General features: G+C 29.1%; 26 protein-coding genes. 21 read left to right on the top strand and 5 right to left on the bottom strand.

Annotated features, from left to right (window positions below; genetic code table 11):
* The first annotated feature begins 98 nt into the window (after positions 1-98).
* Positions 99-704, top strand: a complete 606-nt coding sequence (locus HMPREF9309_RS06665) for an MBL fold metallo-hydrolase (RefSeq protein WP_016647165.1) — start codon at positions 99-101, stop codon at positions 702-704.
* Here HMPREF9309_RS06665 and HMPREF9309_RS06660 read toward each other — a convergent pair.
* On the bottom strand, positions 701-1,792 hold the full coding sequence (locus HMPREF9309_RS06660; RefSeq protein ID WP_016647164.1) for an FtsW/RodA/SpoVE family cell cycle protein: 1,092 nt from the start codon (positions 1,790-1,792) through the stop codon (positions 701-703). The genes HMPREF9309_RS06665 and HMPREF9309_RS06660 overlap by 4 nt on opposite strands.
* A gap of 53 nt (positions 1,793-1,845) precedes the next feature.
* Here HMPREF9309_RS06660 and HMPREF9309_RS06655 point away from each other — a divergent pair, with 53 nt between their 5' ends.
* From HMPREF9309_RS06655 to HMPREF9309_RS06585, 15 genes are all read left to right on the top strand, one after another.
* The gene (locus tag HMPREF9309_RS06655) at positions 1,846-2,808 is read left to right on the top strand and encodes an RluA family pseudouridine synthase (RefSeq protein ID WP_016647163.1); all 963 of its coding nucleotides are present in this window, start codon (positions 1,846-1,848) and stop codon (positions 2,806-2,808) included.
* Positions 2,738-3,940 (top strand): fibronectin type III domain-containing protein, encoded by a 1,203-nt coding sequence (locus tag HMPREF9309_RS06650; protein WP_034907906.1) that lies wholly within the window; start codon positions 2,738-2,740, stop codon positions 3,938-3,940. Before HMPREF9309_RS06655 ends, HMPREF9309_RS06650 begins: the two co-directional genes overlap by 71 nt.
* Positions 3,940-5,097, top strand: coding sequence for a tRNA (guanosine(46)-N7)-methyltransferase TrmB (gene trmB, locus HMPREF9309_RS06645; RefSeq protein ID WP_016647161.1), 1,158 nt, complete (start codon positions 3,940-3,942; stop codon positions 5,095-5,097). The genes HMPREF9309_RS06650 and trmB overlap by 1 nt, the downstream gene beginning before the upstream one ends.
* A complete protein-coding gene (locus HMPREF9309_RS06640) occupies positions 5,094-5,765 on the top strand; it encodes a cell division ATP-binding protein FtsE (protein WP_016647160.1) in 672 nt (223 codons plus the stop codon). The genes trmB and HMPREF9309_RS06640 overlap by 4 nt, the downstream gene beginning before the upstream one ends.
* Positions 5,752-6,561 carry a cell division FtsX domain-containing protein gene (locus HMPREF9309_RS06635; protein ID WP_016647159.1) on the top strand — a complete coding sequence of 270 codons (810 nt, stop codon included), beginning with the start codon at positions 5,752-5,754 and terminating at the stop codon, positions 6,559-6,561. Before HMPREF9309_RS06640 ends, HMPREF9309_RS06635 begins: the two co-directional genes overlap by 14 nt.
* A complete protein-coding gene (locus tag HMPREF9309_RS06630) occupies positions 6,558-7,817 on the top strand; it encodes a murein hydrolase activator EnvC family protein (protein ID WP_016647158.1) in 1,260 nt (419 codons plus the stop codon). Before HMPREF9309_RS06635 ends, HMPREF9309_RS06630 begins: the two co-directional genes overlap by 4 nt.
* Before the next feature lie 61 nt (positions 7,818-7,878).
* A complete protein-coding gene (gene pyrH, locus HMPREF9309_RS06625) occupies positions 7,879-8,595 on the top strand; it encodes a UMP kinase (RefSeq protein ID WP_016647157.1) in 717 nt (238 codons plus the stop codon).
* A 10-nt stretch (positions 8,596-8,605) separates the two neighbouring features.
* Complete coding sequence (locus HMPREF9309_RS06620; RefSeq protein WP_016647156.1) at positions 8,606-8,830, top strand: DNA-directed RNA polymerase subunit omega; 225 nt, start codon at positions 8,606-8,608, stop codon at positions 8,828-8,830.
* The gene (locus tag HMPREF9309_RS06615; protein WP_016647155.1) at positions 8,805-11,012 is read left to right on the top strand and encodes a RelA/SpoT family protein; all 2,208 of its coding nucleotides are present in this window, start codon (positions 8,805-8,807) and stop codon (positions 11,010-11,012) included. The genes HMPREF9309_RS06620 and HMPREF9309_RS06615 overlap by 26 nt, the downstream gene beginning before the upstream one ends.
* Before the next feature lie 14 nt (positions 11,013-11,026).
* Positions 11,027-12,232 (top strand): tyrosine--tRNA ligase, encoded by a 1,206-nt coding sequence (gene tyrS, locus HMPREF9309_RS06610; protein ID WP_016647154.1) that lies wholly within the window; start codon positions 11,027-11,029, stop codon positions 12,230-12,232.
* The gene (locus tag HMPREF9309_RS06605; protein WP_016647153.1) at positions 12,232-13,323 is read left to right on the top strand and encodes a nitronate monooxygenase; all 1,092 of its coding nucleotides are present in this window, start codon (positions 12,232-12,234) and stop codon (positions 13,321-13,323) included. Before tyrS ends, HMPREF9309_RS06605 begins: the two co-directional genes overlap by 1 nt.
* Positions 13,307-14,914: an N-acetylmuramoyl-L-alanine amidase gene (locus HMPREF9309_RS06600; RefSeq protein WP_016647152.1), complete on the top strand. Its 1,608-nt coding sequence runs from the start codon at positions 13,307-13,309 to the stop codon at positions 14,912-14,914. The genes HMPREF9309_RS06605 and HMPREF9309_RS06600 overlap by 17 nt, the downstream gene beginning before the upstream one ends.
* Positions 14,914-16,776 (top strand): bifunctional tRNA (5-methylaminomethyl-2-thiouridine)(34)-methyltransferase MnmC2/FAD-dependent 5-carboxymethylaminomethyl-2-thiouridine(34) oxidoreductase MnmC1, encoded by a 1,863-nt coding sequence (gene mnmC, locus HMPREF9309_RS06595; protein WP_016647151.1) that lies wholly within the window; start codon positions 14,914-14,916, stop codon positions 16,774-16,776. Before HMPREF9309_RS06600 ends, mnmC begins: the two co-directional genes overlap by 1 nt.
* Positions 16,773-17,132: a hypothetical protein gene (locus HMPREF9309_RS06590; RefSeq protein ID WP_016647150.1), complete on the top strand. Its 360-nt coding sequence runs from the start codon at positions 16,773-16,775 to the stop codon at positions 17,130-17,132. Before mnmC ends, HMPREF9309_RS06590 begins: the two co-directional genes overlap by 4 nt.
* Positions 17,129-17,455: a hypothetical protein gene (locus HMPREF9309_RS06585; protein ID WP_016647149.1), complete on the top strand. Its 327-nt coding sequence runs from the start codon at positions 17,129-17,131 to the stop codon at positions 17,453-17,455. The genes HMPREF9309_RS06590 and HMPREF9309_RS06585 overlap by 4 nt, the downstream gene beginning before the upstream one ends.
* Positions 17,456-17,536: 81 nt before the next feature.
* On the opposite strand, the gene HMPREF9309_RS06580 is transcribed toward HMPREF9309_RS06585, so the two are convergent.
* The 4 genes from HMPREF9309_RS06580 to aspS are packed head-to-tail and all read right to left on the bottom strand — an operon-like array spanning position 17,537 to position 21,549.
* On the bottom strand, positions 17,537-18,634 hold the full coding sequence (locus tag HMPREF9309_RS06580; protein WP_016647148.1) for a 5-methyltetrahydropteroyltriglutamate--homocysteine S-methyltransferase: 1,098 nt from the start codon (positions 18,632-18,634) through the stop codon (positions 17,537-17,539).
* Between the two features lie 43 nt (positions 18,635-18,677).
* Entirely contained in the window at positions 18,678-19,196 is a 519-nt protein-coding gene (gene ppa / locus HMPREF9309_RS06575) for an inorganic diphosphatase (protein ID WP_016647147.1), read from the bottom strand.
* Positions 19,197-19,207: 11 nt separating this feature from the next.
* Positions 19,208-19,789: an adenylate kinase gene (locus HMPREF9309_RS06570; protein ID WP_016647146.1), complete on the bottom strand. Its 582-nt coding sequence runs from the start codon at positions 19,787-19,789 to the stop codon at positions 19,208-19,210.
* Between the two features lie 11 nt (positions 19,790-19,800).
* Positions 19,801-21,549, bottom strand: coding sequence for an aspartate--tRNA ligase (aspS, locus tag HMPREF9309_RS06565; protein WP_016647145.1), 1,749 nt, complete (start codon positions 21,547-21,549; stop codon positions 19,801-19,803).
* A gap of 92 nt (positions 21,550-21,641) precedes the next feature.
* On the opposite strand from aspS, the gene HMPREF9309_RS06560 reads away from it, so the two are divergent.
* The 5 genes from HMPREF9309_RS06560 (at position 21,642) to HMPREF9309_RS06540 (ending at position 26,828) form a co-directional block, all read left to right on the top strand.
* A complete protein-coding gene (locus tag HMPREF9309_RS06560; protein ID WP_016647144.1) occupies positions 21,642-22,508 on the top strand; it encodes an NAD(+)/NADH kinase in 867 nt (288 codons plus the stop codon).
* Complete coding sequence (locus tag HMPREF9309_RS06555; protein WP_016647143.1) at positions 22,505-24,028, top strand: AAA family ATPase; 1,524 nt, start codon at positions 22,505-22,507, stop codon at positions 24,026-24,028. The genes HMPREF9309_RS06560 and HMPREF9309_RS06555 overlap by 4 nt, the downstream gene beginning before the upstream one ends.
* Before the next feature lie 81 nt (positions 24,029-24,109).
* Positions 24,110-24,892, top strand: a complete 783-nt coding sequence (locus HMPREF9309_RS06550) for a TatD family hydrolase (RefSeq protein ID WP_016647142.1) — start codon at positions 24,110-24,112, stop codon at positions 24,890-24,892.
* Positions 24,893-24,901: 9 nt separating this feature from the next.
* Positions 24,902-26,098 (top strand): lytic transglycosylase domain-containing protein, encoded by a 1,197-nt coding sequence (locus HMPREF9309_RS06545; RefSeq protein WP_016647141.1) that lies wholly within the window; start codon positions 24,902-24,904, stop codon positions 26,096-26,098.
* Positions 26,085-26,828, top strand: a complete 744-nt coding sequence (locus tag HMPREF9309_RS06540; RefSeq protein ID WP_016647140.1) for a septal ring lytic transglycosylase RlpA family protein — start codon at positions 26,085-26,087, stop codon at positions 26,826-26,828. Before HMPREF9309_RS06545 ends, HMPREF9309_RS06540 begins: the two co-directional genes overlap by 14 nt.
* Position 26,829 lies beyond the last annotated feature (1 nt).

Below are 26,829 nucleotides of genomic sequence, written 5' to 3'. Positions count from 1 at the left end.
ATTTAATTAAATTTGAGATAATAGAATAAAATAATAAAAAAGATTAAATATAAAAATAAATTTTATAATTTGTTTAATTATTTTAAAAAGGGAAAAATATGAAAATTCTTAAAAAAAGCTTCGGGATTGCTGTAACAAATTGTTATATTTTAAAAGGCTCAAGCGGCGATATTGTAATAGATCCTGGCGAAAATGCGTATGAATGGGTTAGAAAAAACTCAGACAATGTTTTAGCTGTTTTTAATACTCATGGTCATTTTGATCATGTATATGATGATTATAAATTTAAAGAAGATGGTGTTAAAATTTATATTCATAAAAATGATGCATTTATGCTTGAAAATGATAACTTCAATATGCTTGAAAAAACTTGCAAGGCAGATGTTTTAACTGCTGATAAAGATGAGTTTAAAGTAGGGGATTTTAAAGTTATTTTTCACCATTTTCCGGGCCATACACCAGGATGTTGTATGCTTGAAGTTTGTCAAAATGATGAAAAGCCAGTATTGTTTAGTGGGGATTTTTTATTTAAAAATAGCATTGGAAGATATGACTTTCCTTTTTCAAATGCCTTTGATATGAAAGAAAGTATTTTAAAAGTTTTAAGTTTTAAAGATGATTTTGAGCTTTTTCCAGGTCATGGAAATAGTAGCTTTTTAAGTGCTGAAAAACCAAATTTAGAGCATTTTTTAAACTATTTTTAAAGTTTATAGCTATCTTTAAATTTAAAAGTAAGTAAATTTTGAAGCATTCCAAACAAACACATAAAAGTTATAAAGCTACTTCCACCATAGCTAAAAAATGGCAATGGAACGCCCACAACTGGTGCTAACCCGATTGTCATTGAGATATTAACCCCTGCATAGATAAAAATCAAAACCCCAATGCTTGTTGCTACAACTCTTGTAAAGTAGTCCTCTTTTAGTTGATAATTTAATGTAATTAAGTGTATTATCAAGCATAAATAAAGCACCATTAAAAATAAATTTCCCATAAATCCAAATCGCTCGCTATTATACGCAAAGATAAAATCACTTGTTGCAATCGGCAAAAATTTAAAGTGTGTTTGAGTGGCTTCATCTTTTGGTTTTCCACTCATTCCACCATTTGAGATAGCGATGATTGACTGCTTTACATGGTAGCTTGACTCTTCTGATAAAAACTCAGTTATTCTTTTTTTTTGATAATCATGCAAGCTTTGATACATCACAGGTGAGGCCACAGACATGGCTAAAAACAAGCTTATCCAAATTTTTTTATTAACATGAATTATAAATAGTGTGCCAAATCCGCCAAGTAAAAGTATCATAGCTGTTCCAAGATCTGGTTCTTTAAGTATTAAAATAAATGGTAAAAGTATGATAAAACTAAATTTTAAAAAGCTTTTTAAGTCGTATCCGTTACTAGGCGGAGGATTTTTTTTAACCATATAGGCAAGCATTAATATAAATGCCGGTTTTATAATTTCACTTGGTTGGATTGTAAAATTTATAAGTGGTATTTCAAGCCATCTTTTTGCGCCAAGCTTGCTTACGCCAAACAGATCAACGCTTATTAATAACACTATTCCAAACCAGTAAAAAAATGGAATTATCCATTCAAGCTTTCTAAAAGGAATTATAAAAAAAAATAAAAACACTCCAAAGCCAAGTGCGTAGTAGATGTATTGTTTAAAAGCTAAAATTTCATTTGCTTCAGATATTAAAATATGCGATAGCACCAAAATAGGAATTATAAAAAGTAGCTGAACAAAGTCAAAATGTGCTAAAATACGCTTATCAAAAATTATCAATTATGTCTCCATTTAAAATTTCTAAGGGGATTATAACAAAAAAAGGTATCAAATTGAGTGATTTTATAGTAGATGAGAGTTTAAGATTAGATGTTTTTGTAAGTAAAATGTTGCAAATATCAAGAAATAAAGCCTCAAATTTAGTAAAGGATGGTTCAGTAATTTTAGATAAAACACCTATTTTAAAGCCATCTTTTATAGTCGAAGTTGGAAAAAAGATTTCTATAAATTTGGATGAAAAAGAAGATAAAAAAGAAAATTTTAAAACTGATTTTAAAATACCAATAATTTATGAAGATAGTGATATTTTAGTTATAAATAAACCTGCAAATTTAGTAACTCATCCAGCACCAAGTGTAAAAGAACCAACTCTTTCAGACTGGCTTTTAGATAAAAACTATGCTCTTTCAAATTTGAACAATACAAGAAAAGGTATTGTTCATAGACTTGATAAAGGTACAAGTGGTGCACTTGTTATAGCAAAAACAAATAAGGCACATTTGAGTTTAGCTACTCAGTTAAAAGACAGAACAATGGGAAGAATTTATCTAGCTTTAATAAATTTAAGCTTAAAAGAAAACTTAGTAATTAATAGACCAATTGGTAGAAATCCCAAGAATCGTCTTAAAAAAGCGATTGTGCAAGGAGCAAGAGAGTCAAAAAGTGCTTTTTTAAATTTATATAATGATGATGAGGTAAATTTAATTGCAGCAAAGCTTTTTAGCGGGAGAACTCATCAAATAAGAGTTCATCTTTCAAGTATAAATCGCTACATAATAGGTGATAATTTATATGGATTTAAGAGCCAAAATGATAAAATTGTTCGTTTAATGCTACACGCTTATATTTTATATTTCAAACATCCAATAACTGGGGAAAATATGAAATTTGTAGCAAATTTAGATAATGAATTTTTAAACTATAAAAATATTAAGGAGAAAGCGTATGAAAAATTTTCACCAAATTTTATTATCGGTAGTTTTGATGATTTTCATAGCTGGTTGTGCCTCACATAAAGTTCCTATGGTAAAAGATAGTTCTTTACCTGCAATAAATGATATTAGAACAGTTAGTTCTTCAAAATCAATTGGTCTTGAGTGGAGCGATCCAAAAGATTTAGATGTGATGGGATATTACATTTATAGGGCCAATTTAAACGAGTCTTTAAAATTAGTGGGTACTATAAAAGATCGCTTTGCAACTCATTATTTAGATGATGGCTTAAACCCTGCTACAACCTATAGATATGCTATTAAAACATTTGGTCAAAATGGCATTTCAGCAGATGGCATAGTAGTAAGTGCTAGCACTTCTAAAGGAATTGAAACAGTTTCATTTGCTCAAGCGATATACGGACTTCCTGAAAGAGTTAAGCTCATTTGGAGACCACATGCAAATTTAAAAGTTGGCTCATATATAATCGAGCGAAGAAAAGATGAAAAAAGTAGTTGGTCTAAAAAAGCCGAAGTTAAAGGAAGATTAAGTGCTGAATATATAGATAATAGCGTAAAGAGTGGGGAGATGTATCAATATAGAATTAGAGTAAAAACTCTTGATGGTGATATTTCAGAACCATCAAATGTGTTAACCGCTCAAACAAAAGAGCTTCCACTTGGTGTTATAAATCTTCAGGCTACAATTGATCAGCCAAAAAAAATAATTTTAACTTGGGATAGTCCATTAAACGAGGCTTTTTCACATTATCAAATTTACACTTCAAGAGGATCTATTTTGCCACTTGTTCCACTTGCTAAAACAGATAAAAATAGCTATGAAGATTTAATTAATGCAAACGGGGCTAAGAGGTATTATAAAGTAACTTTAGTTGATAAAGACGGGCTTGAGAGCTTAGCTCAAGATGAAGCTATTATGGGACAAACACTAGCTGCTGCAAAAGCACCTGTTTTAGGTGAGCCTGTAGTTAGTAAAAACTCAATTTCACTTAACTGGCATACTGGGGCAAATTATGATAAATTTGTTCTTACAAGAGATGGTGGTGGTAGTACAAAAACAGTTGATAATATAAAAACAATGTCTTATGTAGATAGAGAAGTTGCAAAAGGGACAAAATATAGCTATAGAGTTTATAGTGTAGATGAGTATGGGATAAACTCAAATGTTTCAAATAAAATGAGCGTAGAGTTTTAATGCCAAATTTTAGAGTAAAAAAACTTAAAAATTTAACTCTTCCTTTTGAAAAAAATGGAGTGAAGTTTTTAAAACTTGCAAAAGGAAGAGTTGTAGATTTGCTTTTAACTGAAGTTTTTGGTGAAAAATTTTTTATAACTATAAAGCCTAGTGGGGATAAATTTATCATAAAATCTGAAAAAATTACCCGTCCAGCAAGGCTTGAAAACCTGCAAATTGCTTTAGAAATTTTTAGAGATGAATTTACTCAAGAGCTCATTACAAATTCAATCAATGCTAAAAAAAGCAAATTTAAAAAAAGCCAAATTGTAAAAGATGAATTAGAAGCAATAAATTTTTTAAATAACTCTAATAAAAAAGCAATTGAAATAGGCTTTGGTTCTGGAAGGCATCTTTTATATAGAGCAAAGCAAAACCCTGAAATTTCGTATTTGGGTATTGAGATTTATAAACCATCAATTGATCAAGTAGAAAATTTAGCTATAAAAGATAAGCTTTTAAATTTGGCTTTACTAAACTGTGATGCAAGAAGTTTTTTAAGTTTAGTTAGGTCAAATTCCATAGATTTTATCTATTTGCATTTTCCAGTTCCTTGGGATGATTCAGAGCATAGAAGAGTAATTTCAAAAAGCTTTTTAGAAGAGGCTAAAAGAGTTTTAAAAGTTAATGGCAGGTTTGAACTAAGAAGCGATAGTAGAAATTATAGTGAGTTTAGCATAAATAAAATGCTTGATTTAAACGGTGTTAATTTGGAAATTTATAAGAATAAAAATTTAGAAATTTCAAGCAAATATGAAGATAGATGGAAAAAACAAGATAAAGATATTTATGATATTATTATGATAAACAGTGACTTATCAGATGATATTTCAAATTTCAAAGAGTTAGAGTTTCCAAAATTTGATCCTTTTAAAATAGCTTCAAAATTTAAACACGAAAAGTTTAAATTTGATGATTTTTTTATAAATTTTGAAGAAATTTATAAATTTAGCGATGATGAAATTTTATTAAAACTCTCTTTTGGAGATTTTAGTGTTAATGAAAATAGATTTATTTATATCTCAAACGAAGTTAGTAAGTATTATATAAACTCACCGCTTCCAACTAAAATAAATCAAAAAGCACATGAAAAAATAAAGGAAATTTTACTAAAATGACAGATATTATCAAAGCTTCAAATTTAACTCTTGGATATCACGGCTCAAGCCCTGTTATAAATGGTGCAAATTTTAGCATTAAAACAAAGGACTTTATAGTAATTACAGGAGAAAGTGGAAGCGGAAAATCAACACTTTTAAAATCATTTTATGGTGGAATTAATATAAAAGGTGGCGATTTAGAAGTTTGTTTTTATGATTTAAAAAACAGATCCGCTAGAAATTTAAGACATCTTAGACAAAAAATAGGAATCGTTTTTCAAGATTATAGACTAATTACTGAATGGACTATTGAAAAAAACATTAGACTTCCTTTAATTATCGCAGGTTATGGTGAAAAAGAGTGCGATGCACAGGTTGAAAATCTTTTAAAAAGAGTTAAACTTTTTCATAAAGTTGGCAAATATCCACTTGAAATAAGCGGTGGTGAGCAGCAAAGAGTTGCCGTAGCAAGAGCATTGGCGCAAAATCCTCAATTAATTTTATGTGATGAGCCAACAGGAAATTTGGATGATGTTTCAAGTGAGATGATTTGGAAGCTTTTAAGGCTTGCAAATGATAAATGGAACGCAACAGTTGTTGTAGTAACTCACAGAGCACCATCAAGTTTAAAATTTAATTTTAGACATTTTCGAATATCAGAAGGAGCAGTATTTGAAGAGCGTTAGGACACATTTTGGCGTTATTATTTCTCTTATTGGGCTTTTGTTTTCTATACAGTTTAGCTTTTTTGTAAATACTTTAGTAAATGAGTATGAAAAAATAATAAAAGATGAATATAGCATAATCTTAGTTTCAAAAAAAGCACTTGATTTAAATAGCCTAAAATTAGATGAAATTCAAAATTTAAATGAAATAAGTTCTAAAAATATGCTTGAGAGTTTACAAAACAAAGTTTCAAAAGAGGCAATTGCAAAAGTTAGCCAAAATCTTCCTAAATTTTATAGTGTAAGTTTGAAATTTTTTCCAAGCAATGAACAGCTTGAATTTATTCATCAAAAATTACAAAAAATAGATGGTGTAAGTAGGGTTGAAATTTTTTCAAAATCGCATAGTAGCATATATAAACTTCTTTTATTTATTAAAAGCTTAGTTTTTTCTTTTTCTGTTTTAGTTGCTATTTTAGGAGTTATGCTTATGTTAAAACAGATGAAAATTTGGACATTTGAGCATAAAAACAGAATAGAGGTTATGAACTTATTTGGTGCTCAATACCTTACAAAAAGTATTTTTTTATATAAATTAGCTTTTTGGGATAGTTTAATAGCTGCAATTTTGGTAAGTGGATTTTTCTTTATATTGCCTAATTTTGCTATTTATAAAAGCTTTATTTCAACTATTTCATTGCCTTTAACATATGCTTTAACAGTAAATCAAATTTTATTTATTTTTGTTATGTCTTTAAGTGTTGCTTTTATATCTGCAACTTTTGTTATGCTTGGCATTAAAGAAGAAAATTTATGAAAAAAATAGCTCTTTTTTTACTCATTTTTAGCTATATTTTTGCAGATCAAAGCACAAAAGATAAGATAGAATTAACAAGTAAAAATATAGCTGTAAAAAAAAGTGAAGAAAAAAACTTATCTAAAAAAATTGATGAACTTGGAGCTTTAATAGTAAAAGAAAGTGCTGAGTTAAAAAAAACAAATGCTCAAATCGATGAAATAACTGGCTTAGTTGTAAATTTGTCACAAAAATACAAAGATGAAGCCACAAAGTTAGATGAGTTAAATAAACAAACTGATGATTTGGTAAAAATAAAATTAGAACTTGAGAAAAAAATCACTGATTTAATAGTGGAAGATTTTTCTTTTAATCTAATACAAGATAGCGATATAAAAACTTATGAAGCACTTATCTCAAATGAAGTTTTTGCATCTTTAAGTGATGTTTTTAGAAAAGATATTGCAAATTTAGTTATGACCCACGATGAAGCAAGTAAAACAATTGATAAAAAAAATAAAGAAATTTTAGATTTGGAAAAAAATTTAAAAGAGTATAGTGCAAAAAAAGAAGAGCTTTCAAACGTTCAAAAAAAGCAAAAAAAATTAGTTGAAAATTTAAATAAAAACAAAGAAGATTATATTCAAAAATTAATTAATACCCAAAAACAAAGTGAAGCCCTATCTTCTACTTTAGAAGAGCTTAAAATTATTGATGATAAAGAAGAAAAGGCTAAAGCTAAAAAAATAGCTCAAGAAAATGCCCAAAAAAATGCTCAAAAACAACAGCCCCAGCCAGAAATTTTACAAAGAGATAAAAGAGTTGAAGATATTGATAAAAAAGTTAAGCTTTATGGCTCAAGCTATAAAGAAAGTAGAGTTAAAAAATATGTTGGCTCTAAGACAATTTCTCCATTAAAAAATGCCTTTGTAAAGAGAAAATTTGGAAATTTTATAGATCCAGTTTATGATATAAAAATATTTAATGAATCAGTTATTTTAAGCTCAAATACACAAAACGCACAAGTTTATAATGTGCTTGATGGAAAAGTTATATTTGCTAAAAGTACACCGGTTTTAAACAATGTTATAATTGTTGAAAACAAAAATGGCATTCATACAATATATGCAAATTTAAGCCAAATTGCTCCAACTATAAAAAATGGAAGTGTTATAAAAAAAGGCTATTCTATTGGAAGAGTAAAAAGCGATTTAACATTTGAAGTTACGCAAAAAAACTTTCATATCGATCCGCTTGAATTAATTTCATTAAAATAAACTCATATTATGCTAATTTAAAGAGATTTTTGATAAAATAATAAGTTTAAAGGAGAATAGCATGGATGATAAAAAAAGGATTTTAGTTAAATTTTCAGGTGAAGCATTGGCTGGTGAGAATGGTTTTGGTATAGATAGTAAAGTGCTTAAATTTATAGCAGGCGAGATTAAAGAGCTAATTAGTTATGGTGTTGAAGTAGGCATTGTAATTGGTGGTGGAAATATTATAAGAGGTGTAAGTGCAGCAGCTGGTGGCATAATAAAAAGAACAAGTGGCGATCACATGGGCATGCTTGCAACTGTTATAAATGCTATTGCTATGAGAGAAGCACTTGAAAATGTAGGTGTTGATGTTAGAGTTCAAAGTGCTATTAAAATGGAAGCAATTTGTGAAACTTTTATAATAAATAGAGCAAAAAGACATCTTGAAAAAGGAAGAGTTGTTATTTTTGCAGCAGGAACTGGAAATCCATTTTTTACAACTGATACAGCTGCGACATTAAGAGCTGTTGAGATAGAAGCAGATATGATTATAAAGGCTACTAAAGTTGATGGAGTTTATAACAAAGATCCTAATAAATTTAGCGATGCAAAACTTCTAAATAAATTAAGCTATGAAGAAGCACTAAAAGATGAAATAAAAGTTATGGATGATACAGCAGTAGCTCTTGCAAAAAGCAATTCTTTACCGATTGTAGTTTGCAATATGTTTAAAAGTGGAAATTTATGTAAAATTATAAATGATGATTTATCATTTTGTTCAATAGTAAAAAATTAAAAGGAAAATCATGACAAGATCAGAAGAAATAACAGCTAAGGCTTTAAAATTTGTTGATGGTGATAGATATAAGCTCTCTTTGGTTGTTGCAAAAAGAGCAAATCAACTTCACAACGGTGAAAAACCTTTGGTAGATATACCAAATTTAAAAAACTATAAATTTGCAGATATTGCTTTAATGGAAATTGCAGAAGGTAAAGTATCACTAGATGGAATTGTTAAAGCAGAGGAATGATATCAGCATTGAAGACTTTTTAGAAAAAGTTGTAAATGCAAACACCATAGAGTCAGCAAAAGAGCTTTTTTTCTTTTTCAAAGAGCAAACTGATAAACTTCAAAAAGGCGTTGAGCTTTGTATAAAACAGCACGATGGTCAGTTTAGAAAAAGTGGTGAGCCTTATGCCGTTCATCCTATTTTAGTAGCTTCAATAGTTGCTTTTATGGGTGGTGATGACGATATGGTTATATCAGCGCTTCTTCATGATGTAGTTGAAGATACTGATTATACTCTTGAAAAAATAAAAGAAAATTTTGGAGATGGTGTTTCAAAGCTTGTTGAGGGACTTACAAAAATAGTAAGCATTAGAGAAGATAAGTTAGCTCCTTCTACTGATAAAAGCACAAAGCTAAGATCTTCTGCGTTAACTTTTAGAAGAATGCTTTTAATATCTATTGAGGATGTTAGAGTTTTGGTAGTTAAGCTTTGCGATAGGCTTCATAATATGCTTACGCTAGATGCTTTAAGAGAGGATAAACAAAAAAGAATTGCAGAAGAAACTCTTGTGGTTTATGCACCAATTGCCCATAGACTTGGAATTTCATCTATTAAAAATTTGCTTGAGGATCTAAGCTTTAAATATGTTTTGCCAGAAGAATATGATAAGATTGATTCATACATCAATGAGCATAAGCAACAACTTCAAATGAGTTTAAATAAATTTAGTCTTAAAATAACTGAGCTTTTGCTAACTAATGGTTTTAGTGAAGATAGTTTTGATGTTCAAAAAAGAGTAAAACACTACTACTCAACATATCTTAAAATGCAAAGAAAAGGTATTTCTATACAAGAAGTTCTTGATCTTTTAGCTGTTAGAGTTATCGTTAGAGATATTAAAGATTGCTATATTGTTCTAGGAATTATTCATACTAAGTTTAATCCTTTAATATCAAGATTTAAAGACTATATCGCACTTCCAAAACAAAATGGCTATCAGACCATTCATACAACTGTTTTTAACGATAGTATGATAATAGAAGCTCAAATTAGAACTTTTGATATGCACAATACCGCTGAATACGGTGTTGCAGCACATTGGAAATATAAATATAGTGGCTCTCTTAACCCTAAGCTTGATTGGTTAAGTGATATAAGCGCAAAAGACACTAACGAAAATGACGAAGAAGATCCAGAAGAACTTTATGAGTATGCAAAAGATAGTCTTTATGCAGAAGATATAGCTGTATATTCGCCAAAGGGTGGAATTTTTACTTTACCTCGTGGTGCTACTGCTTTAGACTATGCTTATGAAATTCACTCACAAGTTGGCTTAAAGGCAATTGAAGCTTATGTTAACCGCGTAAAAGTTCCACTTTTAACAGAGCTTAAAAATGGAGATATTGTTCATATTATAACAGGAAATGAAGCTCATTATAGATGTAGCTGGCTAAATTCAGTAAAAACAGGAAAAGCAAGAGCAACTATAAGAAATTTTTGTAAGCAAAAACTAAAAGAACTTAATACTCAAATTGGTATAAAAATTTTATCAGCTATTTTTGATACAAAAGATATTAATGTTTTATCATGGCTTGAAAAAGAGAATTTGCATAATAAAATAGGAAGAGCAGCGTATGACTCTATATATCTTCAAAATGTTGTAAATGCACTTAAAAAATATCCAAAAAAAGAGAAATTATTTACTTTAAATTTGGGTGATAAATATATAGTTAGAAAGCAAAAATTTGATAATATTGTTGTTTATTCAAACTATAAAGTAAATAGTGTAGAGTTTGATTATTGTTGTAATCCAAAAAGAGATGATGATATTTTAGGTTTTAGAAGCGGTACAAATGTTGCAGTTCATCATAAATTTTGCGAAAGAGCTGCAAATTTAATAAAAGAGGGCAATGAGTTAATTTTTGTAAAATGGACAAGAAATGCTCCACATAGGTATAAAGTTATCTTAAGTTTGGAAAATAAAAGAGGATCTTTAGCTGGATTTTTAAACTACTTAACAAGGCTTCAAGTTGATTTATCAGCTATAAATTTAAATGAAAATGATGAGACAAAGTCAGACTTTTTTGAACTTGTTATTGAGTTTGGTGAAAATGTAAAGGCAAAAGATATTAAAACAAGACTTAAAGATAGATATAAAATAGTGGAATTTACTTCCCTTGATGATGTTTATAAAAATAGTTAAATTAGGAGAAAAAAGTGGTAAATTTAGATGAGATTTATAAAGAATTAGAAAGAGGCGTAAGCGAAATAATAGATGAAGAAAAAGTAAAAGATTTAATAAAAAATTATTATGAAAAAGGTGAAAATTTTTATGTAAAAATAGGTATGGATCCAACTGCTCCAGATCTTCATTTAGGACACTCTGTAACTCTTCAAAAAATGGCTTTTTTACAAGCTCATGGCGCTATTATTATGTTTTTAATAGGTGATTTTACAGCTCAAATAGGCGATCCATCTGGAAAAAGTGAAACTAGAAAAAAACTAAGCAAAGATGTTGTTTTAGAAAATGCAAAAACCTATGAAGAGCAAGTTTTTAAGGTTTTGGATAGAAATAAAACAAAGATTATGTTCAACTCCGAGTGGACTAATAGCATGAGTGCGGCTGACATGATAGAACTAGCTTCAACTTATAGCGTTGCACGAATGCTAGAAAGAGATGATTTTGAAAAAAGATATAAAAATCAAACTCCAATTTCAATAAGTGAGTTTTTATACCCACTTTTACAAGGTCATGATAGTGTTGTTATGAAATGCGATATAGAAATGGGCGGAACTGATCAAAAATTTAATCTTTTAATGGGCAGACACTTACAAAGAATTTACAATACTGGAAAAGAACAAGCTGTTATTACTATGCCGCTTTTAGTTGGGCTTGATGGGGTTAATAAAATGAGCAAATCCCTAAATAATTATATTGGTGTAACAGATGAACCAAACCAAATGTATGCAAAAACTTTAAGTATAAGTGATGAGCTTATGTGGGAGTGGTATAAGCTTTTAAGTACAAAAAGTTTAAAAGAAATTGATGAGCTTAAAAAAGGTGTTGAAAATGGCACCATTCACCCAAAAGAAGTTAAGGAAGCTTTGGCTTTAGAAATTACTGCAAGATTTCATGATGAGAGTTTAGCAAAAAAAGCAAAAGAAGAGTTTGATAAAATTCACTCCTTAAATAAACTTCCAAGCTCTATGGAAGAATTTGAGATAAAAGATGAAATCTGGGTGGTTGAAGCTATTGTAAAATGTGGCTTAGCTGGTTCAAACTCACAAGCTAGAAGGCATATAAAGGCAAATGCTTTTAGTATAGATCAAAAAAAGATAGATGATGAAAATTTGGTATTAAAAAAAGGTAAATATGTTCTTCAAATAGGAAAGAAAAACTTTGCAAAATTAAAGGTCGTTTGATGAAAAGTATAAAAATAGGCAAGTATGAGCTAAAACATCCGATTATCCAAGGTGGCATGGGCTTAGGAATAAGTTGGAGTAATTTAGCTGGAAATGTAAGTTTAAATGGCTGTTTGGGTGTTGTCAGTTCTGTTGGGACTGGATATTATAAAAATAGGCTATATTCTAAAAAAGAGATTAACTCAAAGCCACTAGGAAGTGAAAATTTTTATTCTAAAGAGGGTTTGAAAGCCTTAGCTGATGATGCAAGAAAAATTTGTGGTGATGCTCCACTTGGTGTAAATATAATGTGTGCTTGTAATGATTATGAGAGAATAGTGAAAGATGCATGCGAGGCTGGGTTTAATATAATTATAAGTGGTGCAGGACTTCCTACAAATTTACCTGAGTTTACGCAAGAATTTAGCGATGTCGCCTTAATACCAATAGTTTCATCTGCAAAAGCATTAAAGATAATTTGTAAAAGATGGAAACAAAGATATGATCGCTTGCCCGATGCAGTTGTTTTAGAAGGTCCTTTAAGTGGTGGTCATCAAGGTTTTACTTATGAGCAGTGCCTAGATCCAGAGTATAGCATTTGGAATTTAATCCCTCAAGTTAAAGAAGAAATTTCAAATTGGGGAGATTTCCCACTTTTTGCAGCTGGTGGAATTTGGGATCATGATGATATCATGAAAGCAATTTCGCTTGGAGCAAATGGCGTTCAAATGGGAACTAGATTTATAGGTACAAATGAGTGTGATGCAGCACCTGAGTTTAAAGATGTGATAATTAATGCAAAAGAAGAAGATATTATGCTTATAAAATCTCCGGTTGGTTATCCTGCAAGAGGAGTAAAAACAAACTTATTAAAACTTGTTGAAAAAAAAGAAGGTCCAAAAATTCAGTGCATTAGTAACTGCGTAAGCCCATGTCAGCGTGGAAAAGGTGCTAAAATGGTTGGATACTGTATAGCTGATAGGCTTTTTGATGCATACGATGGAAATAAAGAATTTGGATTATTTTTCACAGGTGCAAATGGATATAAGCTTAATAAAATAATTAGCGTAAAAGAGTTGATTGAAAAGTTAGTAAATGGCGAAGATAGTTAAGTTTTTTTTATTTTTTTTCTTAGTCATTTTTTTATGGGGTGGGGACTTTGATAGGAATTTTTCAAATTTCGATAAGAATTTTGACAATTCAAGTAAAGCGGTAAAAGAAAAATTTCATAAAGAATTAAAAGATATTTATCTGCAAACCTCCATTGATAAAAATAAAATTGATAGGATAAATGTTTTAAAAAGGCTAGTTCATTCATCAAAAGCTTTAAAACTAAATCACAAAGGCTATGAATCAGAGCTTAATTTACTTGGAGACAGCTATGAAAATTATCAAAAAATAAATTTAGCTAAATTTATCCCAAAAGATAGTAAACCAGCCAATGAAAAAGTGACATTAAAACAAGATGAAAAAACTAAAACTATAATTGAAAAACCTCAAAACCCAAACACTCAAATTGATAAAAATTTAAACTCAAAAAATAATAATATTAAAGAAAAAAATATAAATAATGAAAAAATAATTACTACAAAAGAGCCAAAAAGTTACGAAGTTAATAAAAATATTAAATTAAGACTTAAAAGCGTTGATAAAACTGATAGTGGAATTAAATTAACATTTAATAGAAATGTAAGCGAAGATGAAGTTAAAAAATTTGCTTTAAAAAGCAAAGAATATAGAAATGTAATTGATATAAAAGCAGTTAATAATGCAAAAATTTCAAAAATATCGCGTCATTTAAGCGATGAAATAAGAGTTGCTCAGTATAATCCAAAAACAACGAGAGTGGTTTTTTCTCAAAAAAATAGTTTTAATATAAATTTAAAATTTGATGAAAAATCCATATTAGTAGATATAAAAAATCCTTCAAATTCTGTAAATTTAACTATTCCTCCAGTTGCAAAAATATCTAGTAGTGGCAAAAAAACAGCTCAAAATAAAAAAGAACCTTTAAAAATTGATAGAAAACAAAGAACTATTGTAATTGATCCAGGTCATGGTGGAAAAGATTCAGGGGCTATTGGAAATGGACTTAAAGAAAAAGATTTGGTTTTAAAAATTTCACAATTTTTAGGTGATGAGTTAAAAAATATGGGTTATAAAGTTTTATTTACACGAAATAAAGATGTGTTTATAAATTTAAAAGATAGAACTGCTTTTGCAAATAAAAAAAATGCTGATATGTTTATCTCAATACATATAAACGCAGGACCAAAAACAAAATCAGGAAGTTCTCTTTCAGGTGTTGAGACATTTTTCCTAAGCCCAGCAAGAAGTGAGCGTAGTAAAAACGCAGCTGCTCTTGAAAACAAAGGTGACATTGAAGATATGAATTATTTCTCTCAAGAAACTTATCTGAATTTTTTAAATAGAGAAAAAATAATTGCTTCAAACAAAGTTGCCATCGATATACAAAAACATATGCTTAATAAAGTTCAAGCCAAATATCATGTAAAAGATGGTGGAGTTAGAGAAGCTCCATTTTGGGTTTTAGTGGGCGCTACTATGCCAGCAATTTTAGTTGAATGCGGTTATATTTCAAATAAAAATGATAGTAAAAATTTAGCTAGTAGAGAGTATCAAAAACTTATTGCAGAGGGTGTTGCAAACGGAGTGGATGCATATTTTTTAAAGAATGAGTAATGAAGACTTTTTTTAAAGACGGAGTTTTTTATAATGAGGAATTTAATGATGGTTATTATAGTAAAAACTCAGCTATTGGTGAAAGTAAATTTGTTTTTGAAAGCGCTTTGGATGAAATTTGGGATAAAAAAGATAGTTTAATAGTTGCAGAAGCTGGCTTTGGTGTCGGTATTAATTTTTTAAATTTATGTAAAAAGTTTAAAAATAGTAATAAATTTTTGCATTTTGTAAGCATAGAAAAATTTCCTCTTCCAAAGAAAAAACTTAAAAAATTTTATAATAAATTTGATGAATTTGATGATGAGTTTAAAAAACTATCAAAAAAACTTATTAAAAAATATCCACCCAAAAAAACTGGTCTTTATAGAATCTTTTTTTCAAAAAATATTATTTTAGATCTTTATTTTGATGATATAAAAACAGCACTTAAAAATCTTGATTTTGAAGCCGATGTTTGGTTTATGGATGGTTTTTCTCCAGCTAAGAATCCTGATATGTGGGATTTAGAAGTGATGAAAAGTGTTGCTAATTTAAGTAAGGCAGGAACTATTTTAGCAACTTACTCAAGCTCTGGATTTGTAAAAAGAAATTTAACAAAGTCTGGATTTGAAGTAAGCCTAATTAAAGGTCACGCTCAAAAAAGACAGATGACTAGAGCTGTTTTAAAACAAAATTTAAATTTCAATAATGATGAAATTTGGTTTAAAAGAGCTTTAAAAACTTATAATAAAAATGCAAAAGTTTTAATTATCGGGGCTGGGATTTCAGGTCTATCAACTGCAAAAGTTTTTAAAAATGCTGGCTTTGATGTTGTGATTGCTGAAAAAGAAAGTGAAGTTGCTACTAATGGAAGTGGAAATTTAATCGGAGCTTTAATGCCATTAATTACTCAAAAAGATGTTATTTTGGGTAAAATGCACTACGCGGCTTTTTTAATGGCTGTAAATTTTTATAAAAAATATGGTAAGAATTTGGTTAAATTTAGTGGAGCAAAGGAATTTGCTTTTGATGAGGCACTAATAAAAAGATATGAAAACTCAAATTTTAAGCTGGATAAAAAAGATTTTCCCTATCCAAGCATTTATATAAAAAATGCAGCAAGCATTCGTCCAAAAAAGCTTTGCAAGGCTCTTTCAAGTGAGTTTAATATTTTATTTAATTATGAATTTCAAAACCTTGAAAAATGTGATAATAAATATAAAGTGTATTTTAAAAATGATGATATTATAGAAACTGATATAGTTATTTTTACCATGGGAAACCATAGCGAAGAGCTTTTTAATAAAGGAGAAAATCCAAAAATAAATTTTGACGATAAGGTGCAAATTAGTTCAGTAAGAGGGCAAGTTACTTGGATAAAAAAAAGGCTTGATAACAAATTTCCACTTAGTGCAAGAGGGTATATCTGCCCACCGGTTGGAAAAATTCAGCTAATTGGAGCTACTTATGATAGACTTGATTATGAGAAGAAAAAAAGATACATTGATGATGTTAAAAATTTAGAAAATATTTGTGAATTTATAGGTCCTAAAAAAACCAAGATTCTAGATTCAAATGTTGGTTTTAGGTCTTATAGTGGCGATAGATTTCCAATAATTGGCGCTTTACACGATAAAGAGTTTTTTATGAAAAATTATAAAGCTATAAATTTTACGAAACACTCAGATATTTATCCCAAACATTTAGATGGAGTTTTTATAAATGCAGCTCATGGCGCAAGAGGGCTTGGAACTTCCATAATGGGGGCTTATCTTTTGCTAGATCTTGTTTTAAATAGACCACTTTGTGTGAGTAAAGAGATATTTAACTCTTTAAATCCAGCTAGATTTTTAATCAGAAAACTTAAAAAAGGACTTATATGAAAAAATATTTAATTTTTGCATCAATAATATTTTTAATATTTATGGGAATTTGGGCGATGCTTGGCAAATCAAGTAGTGAGTTTTTAAGAGATATAAAAATAATTGTTGTATTTATCACCTTGATTGTTTATATAATTTCTTTAGTAGTGATTGCAATAGGAGAAAAAAATGTGGTCAATCATCCTCTTGCCTATGCTATTGGTATAGCCTTTATAGCAGGATTTGTGAGTGGATTTTTGATGTTTAAAAACTTCTTTTTAATCTCTTTTGTTATAGGAATTTATGTTGGTGTTGTCGTGTTTTTGCAGTATAGATATCAAACTTTTACAAATAAAATTTATAAAGATAAAAAATGAAAAATTTTAAAGTTGCAACCATTGTTTTATGGACTATTTGCTTGTTTTTAAACACACTTTCTTTGCTTGGATTTGCAAATTTTAGTGGTAAGGAAACAGCTATTATTTGGTTTTTTATCTCAATTTTAACTTGTGTTTTTATATATGATAAAATTTATAATAAAATTCTATCAAGAGTTTTAATAAGCTTGGTTGCATTTTTTGGCGGATTTTTTACATATTTTTTATATTATGGATTTTATGATTTAAATTCTATCTATATGGGAGTGATATCACTTATGATAGCTTTTAGTTTAAGTCTTGGAGTTGGAGTTTTAATTTAATTTTAAATAGTTCAAATTCACTAAAAAGCATTTTTGAAAAGTTTGGATTTTATCTCCAAACTTTAAAAATTTTAGTAAAATTTATTTCCAAACTTCAAGTGCTATTTCTTTTACTAAATTTATCTTTGCCCACTGTTCATCAATGCTTAGATTATTTCCTTCTTCTGTTGATGAAAAGCCACATTGCGTGCTAAGTAAAAGCTGATTTAGTGGTATAAATTTTGCAGCTTCAAAAATTCTTTTTTTGACTAAATCTTTATCTTCAAGCTCTGGAAATTTTGTAGTAATTAAACCTAAAACTACTTTTTGATTTTTTATAAACTTAAGTGGTTCAAATCCACCAGAGCGGTCATTATCATATTCTAAGAAAAACATATCAATATTACACTTACCAAATAAAACTTCCGCGACACTTTCATATCCACCACTTGAAAACCAAGTTGAGCGGAAATTTCCTCTACAAATATGCATACTAAGTATCAAATCTTTTGGTTTTGCTTTTATCATTTCATTTATTACCCAGACATATTTTTCTTGAATAGTGTCTAAATTTATACCTCTTTTTGCATAAGATTTTCTTTTTTCTTTATCGCAAAACTCACCCCAAGAAGTATCATCAAGTTGTAGATGCCTGCAGCCAAGTTTATAAAACTCATTCATAAAATCTATATAAGTTTGTGCAATATCTTTATAAATTTCATCATTGTCTTTATAGATTTCAATTGGGGTGTAATTTTGTGCTCTTACACAGGGTATTAAATGAAGCATTGATGGGGATGGGATAGTCATTTTAGCATTTTTTGCCTCTATTAAACTTGCTAAAAATTTAAAGTCTTGTAAAAAAGGATGATTTTTATTAAAGCAAATTTTATCATTTATAATTATTGTATTTGCCTTTGGAGAGCTATCTTTAAATTTAACAGACCACTCTTTTGAGGTTACTTTTTTTACTCCGCCAATGCCAGCTAAAAAATCTAAATGCCAATACTCTCTTCTAAACTCACCATCAGTTATAAAAGGCAAATTTAACTTTTTTTCTTTTTCAACTAGCTCTTTTATGCATTTATCTTCTATTTTTCTTAATTCGTCTTTATTTATTTTACCGTTTTCAAAGTCAGCTCTTGCTTGTTTTAATTCAGCTGGCCTTAAAAAACTTCCCACTATGTCATAACAATACATTAATTTCCTTGTTGAGTATTTAAGGGAAAAATTTTCCCTTATTTTATTTGTAGTTTTTAATAGCTTTATCTAAAATTTCAGTAGCTGTTTTTAAGTCTTTAAACCCTTTTACTTTTACCCATTTATTTGGCTCAAGAAGTTTATAGGTTTCAAAAAAGTTTTTAATTCTATCTAGAGTTGCTTTTGGTAGATTATCGATTGATTTTATATCATCAAATCTTGGATCAATTTTACTAACTGGAACTGCTAAAAGCTTTTCGTCCATTCCAGCTTCATCTTCCATTACTAAAACACCTATTAATCTACAAGGTATTACAGAGCCAGCTTGCAAAGGATACTCATTAATTACTAAAATATCAGCTGGATCACCATCAGCAGCCAAAGTATTTGGAACAAATCCATAATTTGCAGGGTAAAAAACAGCTGAGTATAAAACTCTATCAACTACTACAGCACCACTAGTTTTATCTATTTCATACTTTACATTTGATCCATAAGGTATCTCTATAACAGCATTTATCTTATCAGGGTTTGAGCCTATTTTTATTTTTGAAATATCCATTTTTTCTCCTATTAATTCATTGATTTCATAATAGCTTGAACTATTATCTCATTCATATCAGCAACGATTTCATCAATTGTTCTTTCGCCATTTACAACTTTATAACAACCTTTATTTTTATAAAATTTTCTAATTTCCTCAATTGGATCTGTAAAAATTTTCATTCTATTATTGAAAATTTCTTCATTATCATCGTTTCTATTTCTTCCTAGAATTCTTTCTTTTGCAACTTCTTCACTAACATCTACTTCGATAACGCAGTTTAGATTTATATCGGAATTATCTTTTAAAACTTCATCAAATTTTTGCATTTGTTCAACACTTCTTGGAAAGCCATCTATTATAATGAAGTCTAAATCAGAGCTTTTTATAGCTGAAGTTATGGTATTTATAACTATTTCAAGTGGAACCAAATTTCCTTTTGAGATAAAGCTATTTATCTCTTTTCCAAGTTCGCTTCCTTTTGCAACTTCTGCTCTTAGCATATCTCCTGTTGAGTAGTGTTCTACGCTTTGATTCATCTCTTTTATCATGCTTGCATCAGTTGTTTTTCCACTTCCTGGAGCTCCTATGATTAAAAATACATTTTTCATTTTTATCCTTTCTAGTTTTGTTTTTTTACTACTTTAAGACCAAGCTCTTTTAGTTGCTCATCACTTGCATGACTTGGAGCTTTTGTAAGAGGACATTGAGCTCTTTGAGTTTTTGGAAATGCTATGATATCTCTAATGCTAGATGATTTTGTTAAAAGCATCATAAGTCTGTCAAATCCAATTGCAATTCCTCCATGTGGTGGTGCTCCAAAGGTTAAAGCATCTAGTAAAAATCCAAATTTATCTCTTTGTTCTTTTTCGTGTATTCCAAGCTTTTCAAATACTTTTTGTTGGATATCGTTTTTATGGATTCTTATGCTTCCACCGCCAAGCTCAATTCCGTTTAATACAACATCATAAGCAACTGAAGTTATATCTTCTATGTCATCATCAATATTATTTGGCATTGTGAAAGGGTGGTGCATTGCTGAGTAGGTGCCATCATCGTTTTCTTCAAACATAGGGAAATTTAATACCCATAAAAACTCTAATTTATCTTTATCGATTAGATTCATCTCATTTGCTAAAAATAGCCTAAATCTTCCCATATAATCAAGCACGATTTTTTTCTTGCCAGCTCCAAAAAATACAACATCTCCAACTTCAAGGTTGCATCTTTTTATGATCTCATCTATATCTTCTTTTTCAAAGAATTTAAGCAAAGGTCCTTTTAATCCATCTTCTTTTACTTGGAAAAATGCTAATCCTTTTGCTCCAAATTTTTTAACATATTCTTCAAAGCCTTGCATTTGGCGTTTACTAAAGATATTATCTCCGTTTTTAACAGCTATAGCTTTTACTCTATTTTTTCTTTTGTCTTGTGCTATTTTGCTAAAAATTTCATTGCTTGATTTTTCAAAAATGTCTGCTACATCAACAAGTGGCATATCAAATCTTAAATCTGGTTTATCACTTCCGTATTTTTCAGTAGCCTCTTTATAATCCATTCTTCTAAATGGGGTTTTTATATCATGCCCACACTCTTTAAAAATATCTTTTAATACCTCTTCAGCAACTTTTATAACATCTTCTTGCTCAACAAAGCTCATCTCTATATCTATTTGTGTAAATTCAGGCTGTCTATCAGCTCTTAAATCCTCATCTCTAAAGCATTTTGCTATTTGGAAGTATTTATCAAAACCTGAGCACATTAAAAGCTGCTTAAATAGCTGAGGACTTTGAGGAAGTGCATAAAACTCCCCTGGATAAACTCTACTTGGAACTAAATAATCTCTTGCTCCTTCTGGAGTTGCTCTTGTTAAAACCGGAGTTTCAACTTCAACAAATCCAAGGTGATTAAGTGTGTTTCTAGTTGCAATTGCTGCTTTTGAGCGAGTTTGAAATTTAGCAAAATTTTCAGGAGTTCTAAGATCTAAAAATCTATATTTAAGTCTTGTTTCCTCTCCTACGTCTTTATCGCCAATTACAAATGGTAAAGGCGCACTTGGATTTTCTATAACTAAATCATCAACAACTACTTCTATTTCGCCTGTTTTTAGCTTTTCATTTGTAAGACCTTCACCTCTAAGTCTTACTTTTCCACTTGCTTTTATAACAAATTCATTTCTTATATTGTTTGCTAAATCATAAGCTTTTTTATTATCAGCTGGATCACAAACTAGCTGCAAAAGACCACTTCTATCTCTTAAGTCTATAAAAATAACGCCACCATGATCTCTATATGAGTTCACCCAGCCACATACTTTTACCTCTTTTCCGACATCTTTTTTTGATACATCGGTGCAATAATGACTTCTCAAAATTTTTCCTTTTTATATTATTTTTGAAATTTTAACTCTCATTGTATCGAAATTTTGCTTTTGTAAAGCTAATTTTTACTAAAATAACAGTTATGAATAAAATAATTTTAGAAAAAAACTTAAAATACATCGGAATAGTTGCCAAAAATCCTAAAAATTGTTTGAAATTTGTAAAACATTTTGAAAGTTTAGGCTATGAAATTTTATTTTTAGAAAAAACTATAAATAAATTTAAAAATCTGCATAAAATAGATGAGGAAAAAACTTTAATTTTAAGCATTGGAGGAGATGGAACTTTAATCTCAACTTGCAGAGAAATAGCTAAAATTGGTTTTAAAAATTTAAATGTTTTAGGTGTTTATGATGGAACTCTTGGGTTTTTAACTGATGTTAAAATCAATAATTTAAAGGAGTTTTTTGCCGATTTTTTAAAAGGCAAATATGAAATAAAAAAGCCTTTGATGTTAGAAATTTTGCTTAAAAACTCTAAAGATGAGATAAAACTAATCGCATTTAACGATCTTGTTTTATCAAGAAGTGCAGTTTTATCAATGAGTAAAGTTGATGGATATTTAGATGATGAGTATTTTAATACATATTATGGTGATGGCGTTATAGTAAGCTCACCTGTTGGCTCAACTGCTTATAATATGAGTGCAAATGGACCAATAATTTATCCAATGAGTAAGGTTTTTTGTATTACGCCAATTTGTGCTCATAGCCTAACACAAAGACCGCTTGTTTTGCCAGCTGAATATAAATTAAAATTTAAAAATGCAGGAAATAGCAAGGTAAGTATTATAATAGATGGGCAAAATGCTTTTGATATGAGTAAATTTGATGAAGTTGTGGTTAGGCTTGGGGACACTCACGCAAATTTAATAAGACATTTAAACGCAAATTATTTTGAGGTTTTAAAAAATAAACTTCATTGGGGGCATAATGGAGGCAAGGTTTGATAGATAGACTTTATGTGAAAAATAATTTAACTTTTAAAGAATCAGAGCTTTTTTTTGATAAAGGATTAAGTGTTTTTACAGGAGTTAGTGGAGCTGGAAAATCAGTTTTGATGAATGCTATTTTATCTGTATTTGGACTTAGTGAAACAGATGCTGGTTTAATAGAAGCAGATGTGGAGTTTGATTTTGATTTAAGTGAATTTGGCATAGAAAATGAAAGTGTTAATAATTTTAGAATGCTAAAAGATAAATCAACAAGATATTTTATAAACTCTCAATTTATCTCTAAAAAAAATTTATTTTCAATTGCTTCAACCCATATTAAATATCTTAGCATTAGAAATGCTGATGAGTTTAACAATAAAAATTTATTAAATTTGCTAGATTTATTGGCTATTAAAAAAGATAAATCTCATAAAGCAAATTTAGAGAGTTTAAGTGAAATTTATAAAGAATTTAGTGGTGTAAAAAAAGAGCTTGAAAAAATTGAAAATGAAGAGAAAAATATTGAGGAGTTAAAGGATTTTGCAAAATTTGAAATAAATAAAATAGAAAGTATAGATCCTAAAATAGGTGAATTTGAGGAGTTAATGGAGTTAAAAAAACGCCTTAGTAAAATCGATAGGATAAATGAGGCTTGGATGAAAGCTGAAATAATATTTGATATAGAAAGTAGTGTAATTGAGGCTTTAAGGGTAAGTGATTTAGAAAGTGATTTTTTTGAAGAAACTATAAATGAGTTAAGGGCTAAAAAAGAGAGTTTAAATTTAGAAGATTTAGAAAATATTGATATAGAAAAAACTTTAAATAGAATTGAAGATTTAAACTATTTAGAAAAACGCTATGGTGGCGTAAAAGAAGCACTTCACACCTTACAAACTAGAAAAAAAGAGTTAAACGAATATGAAAATATAGAGTTTAAAAAAAATGATTTAAAAAACTCTTTTAAAATTACAAAAGAAAAACTTCTTAAAATTTCAAATTTAGTAAGCAGTAGTAGAAAAAATGTAAAAAAAGAGCTTGAAAATATTTTAAATGGATATTTAAAAGAGCTTTATATGAGTGATGCAAAAGTTATATTTAAAGAAAAAGAGATTGATAGCTTAGGAATGGATGAAATAAGCTTTGAAATTTCAAATACACTTTTAAAAAATTTAAGCTCCGGTGAGTTTAATAGACTAAGGCTTGCATTTATTGGTGCAAATATTGATATAACAGGTTTTGCAAATGGTGTTTTAATCCTTGATGAAATAGATGCAAACTTAAGCGGAAAAGAGGCTATGAGTATTGCCAATGTTCTTTTAAAAATTTCAAAATTTTATCAAATTTTTGCTATTTCACATCTTCCACAACTTAGTTCAAAAGCCAATTCTCATTTTTTAGTTAGTAAAATAAATGATATTTCAAATGTAAAAAAACTAAACGAAGATGAGAAAATAACAGAGCTTGCAAGAATGATAAGTGGGGAAAAAATCACAAAAGAAGCCTTGGAATTTGCAAAAAAACTTAGAAATAGTTGAAAATTTATACTACTTTAAGCTTTCATTTGTCATTTTTTGCTAAAATCGAAAATTGATTAAAATAATTAATTAGGTTAGCAGATGATAATAGACACACATTGTCATTTAGATGATGATAGTTTTAATGACGATTTGGATTTTGTGATAAAAAGAGCAAAAGAAAGTGGAATTAATAAAATAATAATTCCTGGGGCTGATATAAAAACCCTAAAAAAAGCTAGAGATATCGCTTATGCTTATGATAATGTTTATTTTGCAGCTGGAGTTCATCCATATCACGCTGATGAGTTTGAAATAAATTATCTAAGAGATTTTTTAGATGATAGAAAGTGTGTAGCTGTTGGAGAGTGCGGACTTGATTATTTTAAGATAAAAGAGCATTTTAATAGCGATGAAGAGGTTTTGGCTAATAAAAATTTGCAAAAAAAGATTTTTTTAGATCAAATAAATTTAGCAATCCAGTTTAAAAAACCTCTTATAATTCATGCAAGAGATGCAAATGAGGATATTTATAATATCCTAAAAGAGCATTCAAAAAAACTTTTTGGTGTAGTTTTGCACTGTTATAATGCAAGCAAATTATTGCTTTCATTAAAAGATGAAGGGTTTTATTTTGGAATTGGCGGAGTTTTAACTTTTAAAAATGCTAAAAATTTAGTTGAGATTTTAGATCAAATTCCATTATCAAATATAGTTATTGAAACAGATGCGCCGTATTTAGCGCCAACACCAAATAGAGGAAAAAGAAATGAGCCTGCTTTTACTACATTTGTAGCACAAAAAATGGCTGAAATTTTAAATTTAGAGGTAAGTGAAATAGAAGAAATTACAACAAAAAACGCAGAAAAACTTTTTAAAATTTAAGGAGAAAATTTGAATAAATTGTTTAGTATTTTTACAATTTTTATATTTACTATTACTTTACAAGCAAATACACTTATAGATGAGATTTTAAACGAGTTTGCTATCCCAAATAATGAAAAAAATAAAGAAATAGTGTTAAATATAGAAAAAAGTATAGATGAAAGAGATGTAAGTGAGTTTATAAAAATTATAAAAAGCTCTCCCGATAATGTTTATATGGTAAAAAAAGAGCTTGAAAAAATTGATGCTCCTGAGTTTTTACTCTATCTTGCTATGGTTGAGTCAAAATTTTTAAACAGAGCAACTTCGTCAAAAAAAGCTGGAGGAATGTGGCAGTTTATGCCTAGAACTGCTAAATCTTTTGGTCTTAATGTTAATGCTCAAATCGATGAAAGAAGAGATCCTTTCTTATCAACAGATACAGCTTTTAAATATTTAGACTTTTTAAATGAGAGTTTTGAAGATAAGTGGTATATCTCTTTAATGGCTTATAATTGTGGCGATGGCTGTATGAAAAAAGTTATAAGAAATAATAAAAATGATGATTTTTCAACTCTTTTAACAAGTAGTAAAACACCAAGAGAGACTAAAAATTTCATTAAAAGAATTATTAAAAACACAATAATTTCAAAAAATATTGATGCAAGAGTTGCACTTCTTGATATCAGGCCAGAAAATTCAGTAGAAAAAATAAAAGTTCAAGGTGGAACAAGTCTAGCAAGTGTTGGAAATAGCATAGGTTTAAGCGTGGAGGAGATGAAAAAGTATAATCCTCACATTAAAACTTCTGTCGCTCCAAAAGACCAAAGCGCGTATCATTTTTACATTCCTGAGGAAAAACTTAATCTTTATGCATTAAATTATATAGGACAGATAATAAGAGGGGAAGATACATTTGCTCCATCATATAACATCCATGTAGTTGCAAAAAATGAGACCATAGAAAGCATAGCTGAAAAATGGGACACTACAACAGATGAAATAATAAAAGAAAACGATCTTAGTGATGAATTAGAGGCTGGGATGAAACTTAAAATTCCAACTTCTATAATTGCTTTTAATGATGACAAAGAATATACTATAAAAAAAGGTGATACACTAATAGCAATATCAAATAAATTTGATGTTGATGTGGCTACTTTAGTTGCTGCAAATGAGATAAAAGATTTAAATATTAAAGCAGGAGATACAATTGTCATACCATAAAAATATTTTTATACTTTTTTTTATAGCTATTTTTATAGCAGGGTGTTCAACTAAAACATCATATCCTGTGGTTGTTTCTAAACCAAAACCAAGTACTCATGCTACCATGAGACCTTATAAAATAAATGGAAAAACATATTATCCTCAAAAGGTTGAAGTAGGAGAAACTCAAAGAGGATTAGCTAGTTGGTATGGACCAAAATTTCATGGCAAAAGCACTTCAAATGGAGAAAGATATAATATGTACGCTCAAACAGCGGCACATAAAACTTTTCCTATGAACACAATGGTAAAAGTTACAAATTTAAATAATTCAAAATCAACAGTTGTAAGGATAAATGATAGAGGTCCATTTGTAAGTGGAAGAATTATTGATTTATCTAAAAAAGCAGCTTCTGATATTGGGGTGATTGCTAGTGGGACTGCTCCTGTTGCTATAGAGGTTGTTGGATTTGATGGCCATAGTATTAGCAAAACAGCTCCGCAAAGTGAAAGAATTTATATAGGCGGAACTTTTATGGTTCAAGTAGGGGCGTTTAGAAATATAAATGGAGCCAATGTTTACAAAAAAGAGTATGATGGAAGAGGTGGATATAAAGCCATAGTTAAAGAATTTGATCAAGATGGGCTTCATAGGGTATTTTTAACAGGTTTTAGAAGCGAAGATGAAGCAAGAGATTTTGCTCATAGTTCATATCATTTAGATGGCGCTTTTATAGTTAGACAATAGG

The organism is Campylobacter ureolyticus ACS-301-V-Sch3b (assembly GCF_000413435.1).
Classification (GTDB): domain Bacteria; phylum Campylobacterota; class Campylobacteria; order Campylobacterales; family Campylobacteraceae; genus Campylobacter_B; species Campylobacter_B ureolyticus_A.
This window is presented reverse-complemented; position numbering and strand designations above follow the sequence as displayed.

Coding starts and splice junctions, on each gene's coding strand:
- HMPREF9309_RS06665 (WP_016647165.1), top strand. CDS start 99: ATGAAAATTCTTAAAAAAAGCTTCGGGATTGCTGTAACAAATTGTTAT.
- HMPREF9309_RS06650 (WP_034907906.1), top strand. CDS start 2,738: ATGAAAAATTTTCACCAAATTTTATTATCGGTAGTTTTGATGATTTTC.
- trmB (WP_016647161.1), top strand. CDS start 3,940: ATGCCAAATTTTAGAGTAAAAAAACTTAAAAATTTAACTCTTCCTTTT.
- HMPREF9309_RS06640 (WP_016647160.1), top strand. CDS start 5,094: ATGACAGATATTATCAAAGCTTCAAATTTAACTCTTGGATATCACGGC.
- HMPREF9309_RS06630 (WP_016647158.1), top strand. CDS start 6,558: ATGAAAAAAATAGCTCTTTTTTTACTCATTTTTAGCTATATTTTTGCA.
- pyrH (WP_016647157.1), top strand. CDS start 7,879: ATGGATGATAAAAAAAGGATTTTAGTTAAATTTTCAGGTGAAGCATTG.
- HMPREF9309_RS06620 (WP_016647156.1), top strand. CDS start 8,606: ATGACAAGATCAGAAGAAATAACAGCTAAGGCTTTAAAATTTGTTGAT.
- HMPREF9309_RS06615 (WP_016647155.1), top strand. CDS start 8,805: ATGGAATTGTTAAAGCAGAGGAATGATATCAGCATTGAAGACTTTTTA.
- HMPREF9309_RS06605 (WP_016647153.1), top strand. CDS start 12,232: ATGAAAAGTATAAAAATAGGCAAGTATGAGCTAAAACATCCGATTATC.
- HMPREF9309_RS06600 (WP_016647152.1), top strand. CDS start 13,307: ATGGCGAAGATAGTTAAGTTTTTTTTATTTTTTTTCTTAGTCATTTTT.
- mnmC (WP_016647151.1), top strand. CDS start 14,914: ATGAAGACTTTTTTTAAAGACGGAGTTTTTTATAATGAGGAATTTAAT.
- HMPREF9309_RS06590 (WP_016647150.1), top strand. CDS start 16,773: ATGAAAAAATATTTAATTTTTGCATCAATAATATTTTTAATATTTATG.
- HMPREF9309_RS06585 (WP_016647149.1), top strand. CDS start 17,129: ATGAAAAATTTTAAAGTTGCAACCATTGTTTTATGGACTATTTGCTTG.
- HMPREF9309_RS06580 (WP_016647148.1), bottom strand. CDS start 18,634: ATGTATTGTTATGACATAGTGGGAAGTTTTTTAAGGCCAGCTGAATTA.
- ppa (WP_016647147.1), bottom strand. CDS start 19,196: ATGGATATTTCAAAAATAAAAATAGGCTCAAACCCTGATAAGATAAAT.
- HMPREF9309_RS06570 (WP_016647146.1), bottom strand. CDS start 19,789: ATGAAAAATGTATTTTTAATCATAGGAGCTCCAGGAAGTGGAAAAACA.
- HMPREF9309_RS06560 (WP_016647144.1), top strand. CDS start 21,642: ATGAATAAAATAATTTTAGAAAAAAACTTAAAATACATCGGAATAGTT.
- HMPREF9309_RS06550 (WP_016647142.1), top strand. CDS start 24,110: ATGATAATAGACACACATTGTCATTTAGATGATGATAGTTTTAATGAC.